At 65.4% G+C, this 16,703-nt stretch carries 15 protein-coding genes and 1 tRNA gene; 7 read left to right on the top strand and 9 right to left on the bottom strand.

Going from position 1 to position 16,703, the window contains the following annotated elements; translation table 11 throughout:
- Positions 1 to 158: 158 nt before the first annotated feature.
- Positions 159 to 1,118 carry a nucleoside hydrolase gene (locus tag ABIE24_RS17565; RefSeq protein ID WP_354502251.1) on the top strand — a complete coding sequence of 320 codons (960 nt, stop codon included), beginning with the start codon at positions 159 to 161 and terminating at the stop codon, positions 1,116 to 1,118.
- A gap of 109 nt (positions 1,119 to 1,227) precedes the next feature.
- Here ABIE24_RS17565 and ABIE24_RS17560 read toward each other — a convergent pair whose 3' ends face one another.
- Entirely contained in the window at positions 1,228 to 1,821 is a 594-nt protein-coding gene (locus ABIE24_RS17560; RefSeq protein ID WP_354502248.1) for a GNAT family N-acetyltransferase, read from the bottom strand.
- 40 nt (positions 1,822 to 1,861) lie between these two features.
- The gene (locus tag ABIE24_RS17555; RefSeq protein ID WP_354502245.1) at positions 1,862 to 2,239 is read right to left on the bottom strand and encodes a DUF1304 family protein; all 378 of its coding nucleotides are present in this window, start codon (positions 2,237 to 2,239) and stop codon (positions 1,862 to 1,864) included.
- A 195-nt stretch (positions 2,240 to 2,434) separates the two neighbouring features.
- On the opposite strand from ABIE24_RS17555, the gene ABIE24_RS17550 reads away from it, so the two are divergent.
- Entirely contained in the window at positions 2,435 to 3,982 is a 1,548-nt protein-coding gene (locus ABIE24_RS17550) for an HNH endonuclease signature motif containing protein (RefSeq protein ID WP_354502242.1), read from the top strand.
- Between the two features lie 53 nt (positions 3,983 to 4,035).
- Here the strand turns inward: ABIE24_RS17550 and ABIE24_RS17545 are convergent, their stop codons facing one another.
- The 4 genes from ABIE24_RS17545 to ABIE24_RS17530 are packed head-to-tail and all read right to left on the bottom strand — an operon-like array spanning position 4,036 to position 8,714.
- Complete coding sequence (locus ABIE24_RS17545; RefSeq protein WP_354502239.1) at positions 4,036 to 5,673, bottom strand: glycoside hydrolase family 13 protein; 1,638 nt, start codon at positions 5,671 to 5,673, stop codon at positions 4,036 to 4,038.
- Position 5,674: 1 nt separating this feature from the next.
- Entirely contained in the window at positions 5,675 to 6,586 is a 912-nt protein-coding gene (locus ABIE24_RS17540) for a carbohydrate ABC transporter permease (RefSeq protein ID WP_354502237.1), read from the bottom strand.
- On the bottom strand, positions 6,583 to 7,548 hold the full coding sequence (locus ABIE24_RS17535) for a carbohydrate ABC transporter permease (protein WP_354502236.1): 966 nt from the start codon (positions 7,546 to 7,548) through the stop codon (positions 6,583 to 6,585). Before ABIE24_RS17535 ends, ABIE24_RS17540 begins: the two co-directional genes overlap by 4 nt.
- A gap of 23 nt (positions 7,549 to 7,571) precedes the next feature.
- Positions 7,572 to 8,714, bottom strand: a complete 1,143-nt coding sequence (locus ABIE24_RS17530; RefSeq protein ID WP_354502233.1) for an ABC transporter substrate-binding protein — start codon at positions 8,712 to 8,714, stop codon at positions 7,572 to 7,574.
- A gap of 233 nt (positions 8,715 to 8,947) precedes the next feature.
- Between ABIE24_RS17530 and ABIE24_RS17525 the strand changes: the two genes are divergently transcribed.
- A complete protein-coding gene (locus ABIE24_RS17525; RefSeq protein ID WP_354502231.1) occupies positions 8,948 to 10,198 on the top strand; it encodes an ROK family protein in 1,251 nt (416 codons plus the stop codon).
- Positions 10,199 to 10,202: 4 nt separating this feature from the next.
- On the opposite strand, the gene ABIE24_RS17520 is transcribed toward ABIE24_RS17525, so the two are convergent.
- Genes ABIE24_RS17520 through ABIE24_RS17510 form a run of 3 tightly spaced genes read right to left on the bottom strand, consistent with a single transcriptional unit; the run spans position 10,203 to position 13,463 of the window.
- Positions 10,203 to 11,855, bottom strand: coding sequence for a tripartite tricarboxylate transporter permease (locus ABIE24_RS17520; protein WP_354502228.1), 1,653 nt, complete (start codon positions 11,853 to 11,855; stop codon positions 10,203 to 10,205).
- 1 nt (position 11,856) lies between these two features.
- Positions 11,857 to 12,447, bottom strand: a complete 591-nt coding sequence (locus ABIE24_RS17515; protein WP_354502225.1) for a tripartite tricarboxylate transporter TctB family protein — start codon at positions 12,445 to 12,447, stop codon at positions 11,857 to 11,859.
- Positions 12,448 to 12,449: 2 nt separating this feature from the next.
- Positions 12,450 to 13,463: a Bug family tripartite tricarboxylate transporter substrate binding protein gene (locus ABIE24_RS17510; RefSeq protein WP_354502222.1), complete on the bottom strand. Its 1,014-nt coding sequence runs from the start codon at positions 13,461 to 13,463 to the stop codon at positions 12,450 to 12,452.
- Positions 13,464 to 13,646: 183 nt separating this feature from the next.
- Here ABIE24_RS17510 and ABIE24_RS17505 point away from each other — a divergent pair, with 183 nt between their 5' ends.
- The 4 genes from ABIE24_RS17505 to ABIE24_RS17490 all read left to right on the top strand — a co-directional run bounded on the left by ABIE24_RS17505 (position 13,647) and on the right by ABIE24_RS17490 (position 16,642).
- Positions 13,647 to 15,296 (top strand): ATP-binding protein, encoded by a 1,650-nt coding sequence (locus ABIE24_RS17505; RefSeq protein WP_354502254.1) that lies wholly within the window; start codon positions 13,647 to 13,649, stop codon positions 15,294 to 15,296.
- The gene (locus ABIE24_RS17500) at positions 15,293 to 15,991 is read left to right on the top strand and encodes a response regulator (protein WP_354502219.1); all 699 of its coding nucleotides are present in this window, start codon (positions 15,293 to 15,295) and stop codon (positions 15,989 to 15,991) included. Before ABIE24_RS17505 ends, ABIE24_RS17500 begins: the two co-directional genes overlap by 4 nt.
- A gap of 48 nt (positions 15,992 to 16,039) precedes the next feature.
- A complete protein-coding gene (locus tag ABIE24_RS17495; protein WP_354502216.1) occupies positions 16,040 to 16,429 on the top strand; it encodes an ester cyclase in 390 nt (129 codons plus the stop codon).
- 139 nt (positions 16,430 to 16,568) lie between these two features.
- A tRNA-Pro gene (locus ABIE24_RS17490) sits at positions 16,569 to 16,642 on the top strand.
- The last annotated feature ends 61 nt before the right edge of the window (positions 16,643 to 16,703 follow it).

Here is a 16,703-nt window from a genome sequence, read left to right as displayed (position 1 = left end):
CAAGAATCGGGCCCTGAAACAACTCAAGTCCCTGGGATACGAGGTCCACATCACCCCAGCAATTGCCTAACCCACCATCGTTTTCCTAGCAGATCTTGCCTCGATACGTCTCGCCGGCGCCCGTCACCCGACCAGCGAGGTGATCGTAAGCTGGTCGAATGCGCACAATCCCCGTCATCCTCGACGTCGACACCGGCGTCGACGACGCCCTCGCCCTGATCTTCGCCGTCAAACATCCGGCGATCGACGTCCGCGCCATCACCTGCGTCGCGGGCAACGCTTCACTGGCACAGGTCGTCGACAACACGCTGCGTGTGCTCGACGCGGCCGGAGCACCTTCGATTCCGGTTGCCGCCGGGGCTATCCGGCCGCTGCTCGCAGCAGCCCGGTCGGCGTCGCACGTGCACGGCGAGAATGGGCTGGGCGGCCTTCACCTTCCGGCCACCAACCGGGTGCCCGAAGCCGTCAGCGCGGTCGAACTGATGCGCCGATCACTGATGGCAAGCGACGAGCGACTCACGCTCGTTGCCCTGTCACCGCAGACCAACCTGGCTCTGCTGCTGCGCACCCACCCCGAGGTCGCCGACCGGATCGAGCGGATCGTCTTCATGGGCGGCTCAGCCAGCGTCGGCAACGCGACCGCCGTCGCCGAGTTCAACGTCTGGCATGATCCGGAGGCCGCGGCGATCGTGCTCGGCTCCGGCGTTCCGATCTTCATGTACGGACTCGACGTGTTCAACCAGGTATCGGTGCCTCAGGATGCAGCGTCGGCACTCGCCACCGGAACCGACGCACTTGGACGGGTGGTCGGCGCGCTCCTCGGCAATCGGATCGCGCTCAGCGAAGACGAAAGCCTGGTCTACACCGGGCTGATCGGTGACGCCGGTGCGGTCTGTGCCCTCGTCGACCCGGACGGGCTCGGAATCGAGAAACGACCAGTGCGAGTGGAACTTTCCGGATACGGCCGAGGTCAGACCATCGTGGACCGGCGCCGGTACTCAGGCGAAGACCGCCTTCACGGCGGCATCGGCGAGTGGGCAGACATTGACGTCGCCCTCGATGTTGACGCAACCCGATACGCCGAGCTCTTCCTCGACACGCTGGGCCTCGCGGGCTGAACGGCGGGTGCCGTCCGGGGAACGAATTCACGCGATCCGGACGGAAACACCTGGCGTGACGCGTGTATCGGACCGGAGTGAGTGAATCCGGGCGTCCGCTCGCGAGCGGCTACTCCGCCAGGTCGAGCTGCATGACGGGGCGATCTGGCGTCGGCCGGGATACCTCGCGGAAGCCCGCGGCCTCGAACTGCGACACGATGCCGTGGTAGAGCTCAGCGGACGAGACTTTCTCGCGCTGGGACGGGTCCACCGGATAGCCTTCGACCACCCGGGCACCACCACGACGCGCGTGGTCGACTGCGCCCGCAAGTAGCGCTCGACCGATGCCTCGCTTGCGGAAGCCAACGCGCACGACGAAGCAGGTAACCGCCCACACGGAATCGTCGTCGGGCTGTTCAGGGCTGCCCTTGAGGATTCTCATCCTGTCCAGGCGGCGGTAGTACGGGCGTGGTTCGACGGCGCACCAGCCGACCGCTTCCTCGTCGAGGTACGCGATCACGCCGGGCGCCGGGTCGAGGTCCCGGACCTGCTGTTTCAGCAGCGGTTCGCATGTGGCGCGGCTCGCGTTCTTCCACTCGGCGTTGTCCATCTTGAAGTACTGACACCAACACGTCGACGGATCACCGCGGGTTCCGAAGACCTTCTGCACGTCGTGCCACGGGGCATCCGCGATCGAGACGATCTCGAGTGTTGCGTTCGTCATGGCGAAATCCTAGGGGAGTGCTGCACGAGGGTCGAGCTGGTCAAAACAGGACGTCGACGAGGATGACGAGGAGAGGCAAGCCAGCCTGTCCCACCGCGCTGAGCCACAGCTTGGGTTCCACGACACCGAGCACGATTCCAAGGATCACGTGAGAGATGCAGACCATATAGATCAGCGTGCGGCCGATGGTTGCATCTCCGACGTTGAGGATCACGACGCCAGACAATATTGCGAGGCCGAACACGATGTTGTGGAAACCGACGTTCACGGTCCACAGCCGGACCGCGGCTGTATCCCGTGGCTCGATGAGGAAGAGGAAGTGGAATCGCTGGTTGCGATAGAAAAAGGCTTCGAGCACGCCGACGGCAATGAGGGTGAGGCCCACGAGGACCGCAAGCACCTGGGCGACGGTGTTCATGCTGGTGAAGATACTCGGGGAGCATGGATCTGACCAGCCCCAACGCTCCGGTTTCCTTGCTGATCGAGTAGCCGATTCGGTGATCGCCCAGCAGGCTCCTCCACAGCAGGTTTTTCTCGGAAAGTTGTCCACACCGGCCCTTTCCCGAGGGTTCCCTGGGGTGGGAATGTCGGTGGTCGCTGGGACACTGGTGCCATGAAGGATCCGTGGGAGTCAGACGACGACCGGCCGGAGTGGATCATCCCGACCGGCGCTGAAGCTCGCGCGGGCGCGATCAGCTGGCTTCAGTTCTTCACCGTCCGTTTCGACCTGTGGCTGTTGAACGCTGGCGCTTTGGGCATGCCGGACAGCGGCGCCCTCGCCGACGGCTGCTCGAGCATCGTCGATGAGATCGCGGATTTGGACCGGGCCGAGGCCCGGCGGCAGGCGTGGAAGATCGAACGGATCGATGAGGCCCGGCGGGCGGCGGAAGCGACCCTGCACGGGGTGCGGGTGCTCGGCTCCGACCTGTCCGCGAACCAGCAGCGGGAGATGGCGCAGCGGTCCCTGGTCGCGGAACTTGCCTGCGCACTGCGGCTGCCGGAGAGCACGGTGGTCGGGATGATCGCCGACGCCGACGCGTTGATGCACCGGCTGCCGGCGACGATGACCGCGCTCCGCGCCGGGGAGATCTCCTACCGGCACGCGAAAGCAATGGTCGACCAGACCGGCACCCTCCCGCCGGAGGCCGCGCTTATGCTGGAGCAGCGGGCGTTGCCGTTCGCGCGGGTGTTGACGGTGGCGAAGTTCCGGGCGAAGACCCGGCTGCTGCGTGAATCCCTCGACCCGGACTCGATCGCAGACCGGGTCGCGAAATCGGCGCAGGATCGCCGGCTCGAGTTCGAACCGGCGAACGACGGGATGGCCTGGCTCAGCCTGTACACCACCGCCCCGGAGGCGACGTCGATCTACACCGCGGTCCGGGACTACGCCGTCGCGGCGCAGAGCCCGGATGATCCGCGCACCCTGACCCAGCTGACCGCCGACGTCTTCACCGACGCGCTCTCCGCCGCGCTCAGCGGAGACCTCACCGAACGCGACACTCCAGACACTCCAGACACTCCAGACACTCCGGTGCAGGGGCGAGCGCGGATACGGTTCGGGTCCGGGGCGGCGTTCCGGAGGATCCGCCCCACCGTCACCGTCACCGTGCCCGCGCTGACCCTGCTCGGAGTGTCCGAGGACCCGGCGACCCTGGACGGCTACGGCCCGATCGACGCCGACACCGCGAGGGCCCTCGCCGGGCAGTCGGACACCTGGTACCGGATCCTCACCGACCCGAAAACCGGTGCCCCGATCGCGTTCGACCGCACCAAATACCGGCCCACCCCGAAGATGAAACGCTACCTCCGCTACCGCGACGGCACCTGCCGGTTCCCCGGCTGCAACCGCGCCGCCCACCACTGCGACCTCGACCACACCCACGACCGACAGCACGGCGGCCTGACCGAATGCGAGAACCTCGCCCACCTCTGCCGAAAACACCACCGGCTGAAACACCAAACCACCTGGAAGGTGCAACAACGAGGCAACGGAGTTCTGGAATGGACCACACCCGGAGACCGCAGCTACATCACCCACCCCGACCTGCTCCTCACCAGCCCCGAACCACCACCCGACCAGCCGGACCAGAACGACCAGCCACCGCCAGCCCCACCAACACCGAAGCCAGCCGCGAACCCAGATGAGATTCCACCTTTTTAGACCGGAACGCTCAGTATCGACCGAACGCTCAGTATCGACCGGAGACGACGGCTTCAGCCGCGCCTCAGCCAAACGGTCGACTCGCCGCCCAGCCGGCCCGCCTCGAGTGGGCTGCTGAACAGCAGCACCTCGCCCTCGGGCAGCGCCACCGATACCGGGCTGAAGTTCATCACGACTTCCCATCCGTTCGGGCGACGAAAGTGCACGACATCAAGTTCCGACGGAATCCATTCCAGCTGCTCACCGGTCTGCAACACTCGGCGCATAGCGAGGGCATCCCGGTAGAGCCGAAGGGTCGAGTCCGGGTCCCGCTCCTGCACCTCGACGGAAACCTCACCCCACGAAGCGGGCTGAGGCAGGTGTGCGCCTCCTGATCCGAAGCCGAACGACGGACCGTCGGAGGTCCACGGGATCGGCACGCGGCATCCGTCGCGGCCGATGTCCACGCCAGGATTGCGGAAAAACGCGGGATCCTGCCGTTGGTCGGCGGGGATGTCGGCTACCTCGTGCAGCCCCAGTTCCTCGCCCTGATACAGGTAGGCCGAGCCGGGCAGAGCGAGTTCGAACAGCGTCGCGGCGCGGGCGCGGCGGAGCCCGCGTTCGGCGTCGAGCACGGGGAAAGTGCCGCCCGACAGCAGCCAGGCGCTGCCGTGTTTCTCGTCCGGATCGGTGGGTTCCGGCAGACCGTACCGGGTGGCATGCCGCACAACGTCGTGGTTGGAGAGCACCCACGTAGTCGACGACCCAGACATGGCGGCCAGCGCGAGGTTCTCGGTGACGATTCGACGGAACGTGACCGCGTCGAACTTCGCCTCGAGGAGATCAAAGTTGAACGCCTGGCCGAGCCCCTCCGGGCTGGCATATCGGTGTCGCCGGCTGGACTCCACCCACGCTTCGGCGACGGCGGTGCGCGGTGGCGTATAACTGTTGAACAGCGCCCGCCATTCGGCATAGATTTCGTGCACCTCGTCGCGATCCCAAAGCGGATGCCCTCCGTTGCCTTTGGGGAGAGCGTCCATGTCGGCCTGACTGGGGAGATTCTCGTCGAGTTTCTTCGCGAGGCCGTGTGCCACATCGATCCGGAAGCCGTCGACGCCGCGATCCGACCAGAATCGCAGCGTTTTCAGAAAGTCGTCGCGAACTTCCCGGTTGTCCCAGTTGAGGTCGGGCTGCTCGGTGGCGAAGTAGTGCAGGTACCACTGGCCGTCGCCGACCGGCTCCCACGCCTGCCCTCCGAAAGCGCTCGTCCAATCGGCGGGCGGTATCGTCTTGCTCGGCCCCAGTCCGTCCCGAAAGATGTAGCGGGCACGCGCAGCTGAACCGGGTGGTGACGCCAGTGCTTCGATAAACCACTCGTGGCGGTTGGACGTGTGATTCGGCACGATGTCGACAATCAGACGGATGCCTGCAGCGTGCAGGTCGGTCACGAGGTCGTCGAAATCGTCGAGCGTGCCGAGTCGCGGATCGACGTTGCGATAGTCGTCGACGTCGTAGCCGCCGTCGGCGAGGGCCGACGGGTAGAAAGGGCTCAGCCAGACCGCATCGACGCCCAGCCGCCGCAGATAAGGAACGCGCGAACGGATGCCGGGGAGGTCCCCGATTCCGTCGCCGTTGGCATCCGCGAAGCTGCGCGGGTACACCTGGTAGACCGCCGCCTGGCGCCACCAGACGGGGTCGGCATCGAGCGGCACGTCAGCCCTTCACCGCGCCTTGCGTGAGGCCTTCCATCACCCAGCGCTGTGCGAACAGGTAGGCGATGACCGCGGGCGCCATGGCCATCAGGTACGACGCGAACGAGACGTTGTAGTTGCTGCTGAACTGGGTCTGGAAAATACTCTGCACCACGGGGAGCGTCTGTTGGCTGGAGTCGGCGATGATCAGCGACGGCATCACGAAATCGTTCCACGAGGCCAGGAAGGCGAAGATGGCAACGGTCGCACTCATCGGCGCGAGCAACGGGAAGATCAGCTGCCAGAAGGTCTGCCAGGTCGAGGCGCCATCGATCCGGGCGCTCTCCTCCAACTCGAGGGGGATGGAGCGCAGGAACGCGGTGAACAGCAGAATGCTGAATGAGAGCCCGAACATGATGTGCAGGATCGTCACGCCCAGTGGGTTCGCGAGTCCGGCCAGGCCGGTGATCTGAATCTGAGGGAGCGCGATGACCGTGAAGGGAATGAACATGGTCGCGAGCATGTAGAAGAACGACCAGCGGAAGAGGCGGCGTTCCCAATTGCGTACGATCGCGTAAGACGCGAGGGCGGCGAGTAGAACGGTACCAGCCACCGTACCGAGCGTGACGACGGTTGTGATGACGAAGGCGACGGGGAAGTTGGTGAGTTCCCACGCTTCCGCGTAGCCGGAGAAATTGATCGGTGAAGGAAGCGAAAGCGCATTGCCGTCGACGCTCTGCTCTGTCGTCTTCAACGACATCGAAATCGTGACGTACAGCGGCAGTAGGACCGTCAGGGCGCACAGGAACAGGATGACCATGACCGGCCAGTTGGTGGTCTCCTGACCGACCTTGCCACGCCGACGTCGAGTCGCCGAGGAGCCTCCCGGGGCAGCCACCGCTGGGGCGACGGACCTCGTCTTTTCCTGCGTCATGAGAGTGCCGCCTTTCCGCGGGTGAGCCGGAGCTGGAGGATGGAGATGATCACGGCGATGATGAAGAACATCGTCGCGTTCGCCATCTGGTAGGCGTAGTCGCCGCCCGTGAAACCGGTGAAGATGGTCATGGCGATGCTTCGGGTCGCGGTGCCCGGTCCGCCGGCGGTGAGGGCGACGATGACGTCGTAAACGTTGAGATAGCCCTTGAAGCCGAGGATTATGTTGATGACGACATATCCGGCGACGAGGGGGAGCGTGACCGAGCGGAGCCGGACCCACGCGCTAGCGCCGTCGATGTCGGCGGCTTCGTAGACTTCGCCCGGGATGGATAGCAGCCCCGCGATGTAGATCAGCAGAGCGCTGGGGATGGATTGCCACGCCGAGACGATGACGATCGCGATCCACGCGAGATTTTCATTCGCGAGGATCGACTCCTGAAGCCAGGGAATCCCGGTGGCTGCGCCCAAGGCGGGCAGCGAGTTCGAGAAAAGATACTTGAAGACGTACGCAATGACGATGGCGGCGATGACCATCGGGATGACGAAGATCGTCCTGAGCGGAGCCTTCAGCCGGATGCGGGATGTCAATGCCACAGCCAGGAGGAAAGCGACAACGTTGACGACAAGCACCGTGGCGACAGCGAAGCCGAACGTGAAGAGGTAGCTGCTCAAGATGGCTGGGTCAGAGAAGACCGCGATGTAGTTGGTAAGCCCGACCAACTCCCAGTCGCCGAATCCGATGAAGTTCGTGAAGCTGTAGAAGATACCGACGATCGCTGGAACTGTGATCGTCAGGGTGAAGAGTATGAGTGTCGGCAGGAGGAAAAGGTAGTAGACCGGGTCGATCTTGGGCTTGCCCTTTTTTGTGTGCGCCCCGACGAGATGGTCGGTTTGCCCATGCTCCGCATTGCCGAGGAGGGTGCCGGTTGCCGCAGCGACCGGGGTGATGGGAGTCGTCATGTCGTGTCCTCCGGTGCTTCTGGTTACTCGCGGAAGGCCAGTCGCGCCCAGTCGGCGTCGAGTCGGCTCAGCGTCCGATCGATGTCTGCGCCGGTCGCAATGGCCTGGATGTAGTTGGCGGTGGGGATGCTCAGGTGGACGCGCTGTGAGGGACCCAGGTAGAAGCGGCCGTCCTTGTAGTAGTCCGCCATGCCGAGGATGCGTTCATCTGTCGGGGGAGCGGCATCGGTGGTGGTGCCGAAGCCGAGGAACGCCGCATTGTATTCGTCCATGACGTCCTGCTGCATGAGGAACGAAACGAACTTGCGCGCGGATTCCTTGTCGTCACCGATCTCCGGAACCCAGAGGGCGAGGTCGAGATTCACCCGGACCTTGAGGTCGTCCGGGTCGTCGGTGGCCGGCAGCGGGAAGGTTCCGAGTTCGAGGTCAGGGTCGGTCTTGGCGATCTCGCCGAGCGCCCACGGCCCCTGCATCAGCATGGCTGCTTCGCCCTTGGCGAAAGCGACGTTCCCGTCACCGTACGTCCGGCTCGGTGCGTCTTCATTCGAGAACGCGGCGAGCTCCATCATCTTCTCGACCGGCTCCTTGAAGTCCTTCTGGAACGAGACGGGTGAATCAGGTCCCACTTCCGTGCCGAGTTCGTTCATCTGCTCGAAGAATTCGGCAGTGTCGACGGATCCGCCCGCGGTGTAGTCGAAGAGTCCCTGCGCGATTGTCCAAGGCTCTGAAAAAGTGCTGTAGATCGGCGTGACTCCGGCCGCCTCGAGGGTTTGGCACGCTTCGAGAAGTTCGTCCCACGTCGTCGGAACCTCGATTCCGTTGTCCTCGAAGATCTGAACGTTGTAGATGACGGATGCCGCGGCGACCGAGTAGGGCAGCACGCTGGTGCGTCCGGGATAGGTTGCGTACTGGTCGGCAAGATCCTGCACGTCCGGGCGGATGCGTCCCGCCTCTTCCATGTCGGAGAGGTCGGAGAGGGCGCCGCGCTCCATGAATCGCGCCATTTCCATGTTGTAGTTGAGAAGCCCGACGTCGGGCGGGTCGCCGCGGAGAAAGCCGGCGGAGAGGTTGGACGCCGTGTCGAGCGTCACCTCCACCTCGGATTGTTCTTCATTGAACTGGGCAACGAGGTCCCGAAAGTGCGGGATCGCCTCGGGCTTGCTCATGTAGAAGCTGATTTCGGCTGGGCCGCTCCCGGCAGCGGCGCAACCTGACAGAGCAGCGGACACCCCCAGGAGTCCGGCGAGCGCAAAGCCGACCCGAGTGAAGGATTTTCTCTGGAGCACGTCGTTGTCCCCCTTGATAGGAAGCGATCCGGTAGGCAAGGATCGACTAAATATAGGTTGTGTATTTATTTGTGTCGTAAATATTGCGCCCGCCTCCACGAAAGGTCAAGGGGTTGAAGCCGACCGTTGCAGCCTCGTCACCGCAGCTCCTGCGGACGCTCAACGCGCGTCACATCCTTGAATATGCGTGGACCGCCACGGTATTCACGGCATCCGACCTGATGGCCGCGACGGGGCTGACCCGTGCCACCGTGATCGGGCTGTGCGACGATCTGGTCCAGCGAGGCTGGCTCGCTGAACTCGGGAACGCCCGAGCCGCCGGGATCTACCGAAAGGGGCGGCCGGCGCGTCGCTATGCGCTTCGCGACCAGGCGGGCGTCGTCGTTGGCATCGACGCAGGGCATGATCAAATGTCAGCCACCGTCGCCGACCTCCGCGGCCGGGTCCTTGGCCACGCCGAGGAGCGCATCCTCGCCAGCTCGCCCGAGAGTATCGAGAGACTCGCGGATGCCACGACTCGGCGCCGGATGGCCCGGTCGGTTTTCGATGCCGCGCTCGCCGAATCACAGGTCGACGCGTCGACGATCTTCGGCATCAGCATCGGTGTGCCGTCGCCGATCGACTCGGCCGGGGAGTCTCCGCCGAATCGGAGCGGGTTCTGGCAATTGATGAATCCGGGGTTGCTTGAGCTGTTCGCCGGGTACGCCCCGCTCGTGTCGGTTGAGAATGACGCGAACCTTGCGGCGATCGCCGAGCAGTCCTCGAGTCACGGCGGCGGCCGGGAGGTCGATTCATTCATTGCGTTGCTGGTCGGGGAGGGCATCGGGGCCGGTCTGATGATCGACCGGCGGCTCGTCCGCGGCCGGCGAGGTGGTGCCGGTGAGATGCGGTTCCTTGACTACGTCGACGGGGTCCGGTCGGCGAATGGCCTGGCACTGATGGCGCGGCAGTGGGGGATCGAGGCGATCCGGTCCGGGCATCTCCCAGCCGACAGTTTGCTCGCCAAGCTTGATCCTGACACCCTCACCGAGAGCGAGGTGACGGATGCCGCCGCACGCGGTGACGACGCGGCCGACGGCATCCTGAACAGGCTCGCGGAGCGCCTGGCGCGCATCTGCATTGTGCTCGGCGACCTGCTCGACGTCGAACGAGTCATCGTCGGCGGCGCGGCGGCACTGTCACTGCCGACGGTGATCGACCGGGCAGCTCGCCTGATCGCCGCCAGCGACGACCCGACGGCTCCCGACCTCGTGCCGTCGGCGCTTGGCCGTGAGGCAGTCGGCACGGGAGCCGTCGAGCACGCGCTGTCGCTCGTGCGCGAGCGGGCGCTTGAGCTCCGCCCGGGCACGAGCAACGTGGCGTAGGCCGTTACTTTTTCGGGTTCTTTCGCTTACTGGGCTGCTCCGCAGGAGGCAGGACACGGATGTCAGACGTCTTCACGTCGGTCGGCCGCGAACCCGGATCCCATGCCTGGTTTACAGCTGCCGACAGCGACGTGTCAGCGGCCGCGGCGGCGGCAAGGGTGCGCTCAAGGCGGCTTTGGCGGCGTCGCAGCCACAGCCCCAGCGCGATGATGAGGATGAGCGCGATGTAGCAGACCGCCGCGAACGGGCTGAGGAACAGGGCGGTCAGGTCGCCCTGGCTCAGCTGAAGTGCTCGACGCAGCTGTGCCTCGGCCATCGGGCCGAGAATGAGGCCGATCACGAGCGGTGCGATCGGGTAGCCATACCGGCGAAGGAAGTAGCCGAGTACACCGACACACAGCAGGATGATGATGTCAGCGACGGCGAAGTTCACCGCGTACGCGCCCAACACCGCGAACGTGAGGATGCCCGCGTACAGGTACGGCCTCGGGATCTGCAGCAGCTTCACCCAGATGCCGACGAGCGGCAGGTTGAGAATGAGCAGCATGACGTTGCCGATGTAGAGGCTGGCGATGAGCGCCCAGACGAGCGCCGGCTGGTTCGTGAACAGCTGTGGGCCGGGCTGGATGCCGTAGGACTGGAACGCCGAGAGGATGATCGCTGCGGTTGCCGTGGTGGGAAGCCCCAGCGTGAGCAGGGGAACCAGCACACCGGCGGCCGCAGCGTTGTTGGCTGCTTCCGGGCCGGCGACGCCCTCGATCGCACCCCGACCGAACTGATCCTTGTGTTTGCTCAGCTTCTTCTCGCTGGCATAGGAGAGGAACGTGGCGACGTCCGCGCCACCCGCCGGAATGGTGCCGATCGGGAATCCGATGGCGGTTCCGCGGAGCCACGGTTTCCAGGAGCGACGCCAGTCGTCTTTCGTCATCCAGCTGCGCCATCCGCGGGTGACCGGAACGAGGGCGACCGGACCGTGTCGCATCCGGCTCGCGACGTACAGCGTCTCGCCGACGGCGAAGAGACCGACAGCGACGAGCACGACGTCGATGCCGTCGGCCAGGGGCAGCAGCCCGAACGTGTAACGCTGCTGTCCGGAAAGGATCTCCGTGCCGACGAGCCCCAGGAACAGGCCGATGCCCAGCGAGGTGAGTCCACGCCAGACCGATGACCCGAGGAGCGCGCCCACGGTGATGAAAGCGACGACCATGAGTGCCACGTAGTCGGCTGGTGCGAGGTTCACGGCCCAGGCGGCGATGACGGGGGCGAGCATGGTCAGGCCGAGCGTCGCGATCGTGCCGGCGACGAAGGACCCGATGGCCGCTGTTGCGAGAGCGGCTGCCCCACGCCCCAGCTTGGCCATCTTGTTGCCTTCGAGCGCGGTGACGATCGAGGCGGATTCGCCCGGCGTATTGAGCAGGATGCTCGTGGTCGAGCCTCCATACATCCCGCCGTAATAGATGCCGGCGAAGGTGATCAGTGCGGCCGTCGGGTCGAGCGTATAGGTGAGCGGAAGCAGCAACGCCACGGTCATGGCGGGCCCGATGCCGGGCAGCACGCCGACCGCGGTTCCGACGAGCACGCCGATGAAACCGAAGATGAGGTACTGGGGCTGAAGGGCGGTGGCGAAACCCTCCAGCAGACTCAGGATGTTGTCCATGTCAGCCTCTCAGGGTCTGCAGCAGCGGATCGAGCCACGTGAGTAGTGGGCCGGGTGGGAGGGAGAGCCCGAGGAGTCCCCCGAACACGATGTAGACGACGAACCCGAGGGCGAGACCGACGAGCAGCGCCACCCACCAGCGCTTCGCGCCCAGTGACCAGGCCACACCGCCGAACAGGATCGCGGCCGCGAACGGCCAGCCGATGATCTCGAGAAGCGCGATGAAGGCGACGACGAAGGCGACGATCTTGGCGAGTGTGATCCAGTCGGTCTTCGCGTGAGTGTCGACGTCTTCACCCTCTTCGAGGTCACCCAGTTTTCCCCTGGCGATGTCGATGATCACCATGGCGGCTGAGATGACGAGGATCGTGCCGACCATGAACGGGAAGACGCGCGGCCCGACCTGGGTGCCGGAGGTCGGCAGGCGGATGGCGAAGGCGCCCACGAAGACGAAGATGCCGAGCGCGAGCGCGAGTCCGGCGAAAATGTACTCGCCCAGCTTGGAGCGCGGGGCGGATGCTTCGGCCGGTTCGGCACCGGCCGAAGGGCGCGCCGGGTTTGTGCCCGCCGCGCCCGTCGATGGTGTGGACATGGTCAGTCGACCAGCCCGATGTTGGTGAGCGTCGTCGTGACTTCGGCGATGTTCTCGTCGAGGAACGTCGCGAACTCGTCACCGGCGAGGAAGGCATCCGCCCAGCCGCGAGTCTCGAGAACGTCCGTCCAAGCATCGCTGTCGTGCATCTCGGTCACGACATCGATGAGCGCCTCGCGGTCGGCGTCGGAGATGTCCGTCGGTGCGAGCACGCCGCGCCAGTTGGTCAGGGTGACGTCGTAGCCCTCTTCGGTGATCGTCGGCACGTCGGGGAGGTTCTCCGCGGGTTCCGCCGACGAGACGGCGAGGGCCTTCATCGTTCCGGCCTCGATGTGCTCGAGGAACTCACCGATGCCGGAGATGCCCGCCGAGGCGTTGTTGCCGAGGATCAGCGCGACGGCCTCGCCACCGCCCGAGTTGGGGATGTAGTTGAGGCTCTCTGCGATTTCGGAGCCCGACAGGCCCGCTTCCTCGAGCATCAGGCCGGCGAGGATGTGGTCGGCACCGCCGGCTGATCCGCCGGTGACCGAGACGTCCTGGCCGTTTTCCTTGATGTCCTCGACGAGATCTTCGAGAGTGTCGTACTTCGATTCCGCCGGAACGACGACGACGAGCGCCTCCTCGGTCAGGCGGGCGATCGGGGTGGTGTCTTCCATCCGGATCTCGGCGTCATTCGTCTCGACGGCGCCCACCATCACCAGTCCGGTGACCATGAGGGTGTGTGGGTCCTTTTCGTTCGCCAGCGAGGCGAGGCCGACCGTTCCGCCGGCGCCGCCGATGTTGGTGACGGGGGCGCTGTCGACCAGTTCTTCGGACGTGAGCGTCTCGGACATGGCGCGTCCGGTCTGGTCCCATCCGCCGCCCGGCTCGGCCGGGACGATGATCGAGAGGTCGCTGACCTCGACGCTTTCTGCTGTGTCGCCGTTGCCCGATCCGGTGTCGGCAGCCGGTGTGCTGCAGGAGGCCAGGGTGACAGCCGTTGCTGCGGCCACGATGACCAGTGCGAGTCGTCGCATGATTTTTCTCCTCGTTGAGTGATTTGCCTCGTTGCAAAACGCGATGATGCTGATGAGAACGGTAGGTCCCGTCGGCGACGTCGCGCCTCTTTTGTAAGTATTGGACGCAATAAGCGCCGGGTCCAGTGTCATCTTCGGTCGTCGGCGGTGCGGCGTTCGGGCGACAATGGGGGAGTGAAGGCAATGTCGCTTCGGGTCCAGCTCCTGCTGCTGCAGGCGCTGATCGTGTGCGCAGTCGTGCTGGTGACCGGCATCGTCGCGGCGACCCTGTTCGAGCGTCAGGTGCGTGACGCGTACCTCGACCGGATGATCGGTGTCGCCCAGTCGGTGGCGACCCTGCCTGCCATCCGCGACGCCTACGACGACGAGGACCCCGCCGCGGTGATCCAGCCGATCGCCGAGGTCATCCGCGAGGCGTCGAACGTGACCTATGTCGTCGTGACGGATGCCGATGGCATCCGTTATTCGCATCCCGACGAGGACCGCATCGGTGAGCAGGTGTCGACGGACCCGTCTGTGCCGCTCTCGGGAAAGATGTTCGTGGGCACCGAGACCGGAACGCTCGGAGAGTCGTGGCGGGCCAAGGTGCCCGTGCGGTCGGCGGACGACGAGGTGATCGGCACGGTGTCGGTCGGCATCCTCGAGTCGGACTTGCGGGACGACTTCGTCGGCGGGCTGGGTGCCCTGGTGTTCCCGCTGATCGCGTCGGCTGTGGTTGGGATTTTCGGGGCGGCGTGGGTGACGGCGGTCATCCGGCGAAGGATCTACCGGCTCGAGCCGAAGGAAATCGCGTCGCTCGTCGGGTCGCGCGAGACGATGCTGCACGGCATGAGCGAGGGCATGATCAGCGTCGACGAGGCCGGCGTGATCACGCTCGTGAACGATGCGGCGCTCGAACTGCTCGGGCTCGACGAGGATACGCTGACCGGGCGCGTGGCAGCCGAGGTCCTCGACCCGTCGCTGGTCGGTGTGCTGCAGCGCGGTGAGCCGGGCGGCCAGCTGGTGCTCGCAGGGGAGCGGATCCTCGTTGCCCGAAGCACCGGAACCGAACTGGAGGGGACGACGGTCGGCGCCACGCTGCTCGTTCGCGACCACACCGAGCTGCACCAGTTGCTGCGGGAAATGGACGGCGCCCAGTCGCTGACCAACGGGCTGCGGGCGCAGGCGCACGAGTTCGCGAACAAGCTCCATGTGATCTCCGGCCTGCTGGAGCTCGGTCTCATCGACGACGCTCGGGCGTTCGTCGAGCGCACCGGCACGGGTGGCGCGTTGCGGGTGCCTGGCGAAGAAGTACTGCAGGAGTTCCCTGAACTCGCCGCCCTGCTGCTCGTGAAAGCGAGCCATGCGCGCGAACTCGGCATGTCGGTGTCGATCACCCCGTCGGACCCGCTGCCGGCCTGGCTGCGATCGGATGCCGCGCTGACGCTGCGCGGTGACCTCGTCACGGTGGTCGGGAATCTTCTCGACAATGCGCTCGAGGCCTGCTCGGCCGGAAACCGCATCCAGCTCGGGTTCGCGGTCGAACCGACGGTTCTCCGGGTGACGGTGGACGACGACGGCAATGGCATCCCGCCGGACCAGTACGAGCGGGTGTTCGAGGAGGGTGTCAGTTCGAAGGTGACGGATGCCGACAGCCCGGCGTTGCGACGGCGCGGCATCGGACTCGCGCTGGTGAGGCGCACCGTGCTGCGGGCCGGCGGGACGGTGACTGTCGGATGCTCCGAGCTCGGGGGAGCGGTGTTTGCCGTTTCGCTCCCGGTCGGGGACCTGCCGTCGGCCCCGGTGGTGTCGGAACTGCCGGCCGTTGGTGATCTTCCGGCGGTGTTGAAGTGACGGTTTCGTCGACGCTGCGAACGATCATTGTCGACGACGACGTCGAGGTGGCGTCGCTGCACGCGAAGTTCGTGGGCGCGCATCCCGCTTTCGAGGTGGTCGCCACCGCCCACGGCGGGCCGGAGGCGCTGGCGCTGATTGCCGATCACCGTCCGGACCTGGTGCTCCTCGACTTCGACCTGCCGGGTCTGACCGGGCTGGAGGTGCTTCGCGACGTGCGGGCGATGGGCGGTGCCCAGCCTGAGGTGATCGCCGTGACGGCGGCGAGGGATGTCGACAGTGTGCGGCAGGCGCGCAGTGCGGGCATTCAGCACTACCTCGTGAAGCCGTTCACGGCGCTCGACCTGCGGGCGCGACTGGACGATGTGGCGCGCGATCGGCTTGCCCTCGTGGCATCCGGATCCCGGGAGGAACTCGCGCAGCGTGACATCGATGCACTGATGCGGACCGGTGGGCGTGGTCGTGTGCAGCTCCCGAAGGGGCTCAGCGGCGAGACTCTTCTGACGGTCGAGCAGGCGCTCGTTTCGGCGCCGAACAGTTCGGCGGGGGAGATCGCGGAACTGTCCGGCATATCGAGGGTGAGTGCTCGCCGTTATCTCGAGTACCTCGTGGAGGTGAATCGGGCGCAGAAGACTCTCGACTATGCCACATCTGGTCGCCCGTCGACGCGGTTCTCGGGGAGCCGCGTGGGCTGAGCAGGGGTGTGAACCCTCACCTCTGCGATCGGCACAGATAATGAGGGGGTGGAAGTGTGGGAAATGCACGAGTGGTACGCCGAATACCTCGACGCGTGCAACCGGCACGACCTCGAGGCGATCCGCTCCTTCGTCGATCCGTCTGTTCGGCGGGCGCACCTGCCCGGCGGCGTCGATGCGTGGGTCGCCGACATGGACGAGCTCTCTCGGGCGTTCCCCGACTGGCGGTGGCGGCGCATCCAGATCGTCGTAGAGGGCGAGCGTGTCGCGGTGCACTTACGTGGGAGCGGCACACATCTGGGGCTATTTCTCGGCATCGAGCCGACGCGCAAACACGCCAACGTGGCCGAGTTTGCGATGTACCGGGTGACGAACGGGCGCATCGTCGAGTTCTCTGGCACGGGTGACCATGAGCTGATCGCTCAGCTTGAGGGATGAAGCAGAGCAGAGTCAGTGGTGCCCTTGTCGCGGAGCTCTCGGACGGTGGCAGCCTGCTGATCGGAGCCGTTTGGCGTGAGCGAATGGGGCTGAAAAGTCCTGTAGCATTGACGAGGTCGCCTGTGAGGGTGACTGGTCGCGGGCTGTGGCGCAGCTTGGTAGCGCACTTGACTGGGGGTCAAGGGGTCGCAGGTTCAAATCCTGTCAGCCCGACCGTGTGATGTGTCGGGACATCGTTGACAAATGTGTCGAGACATTCTTGAAAACCCTCTCC

The sequence above is a fragment of the Mycetocola sp. 2940 genome, assembly GCF_040548835.1.
GTDB lineage: Bacteria > Actinomycetota > Actinomycetes > Actinomycetales > Microbacteriaceae > Mycetocola_A.
Note: the sequence above shows the minus strand (reverse complement) of the source record. Positions and strands in the feature narration are given on the sequence as shown.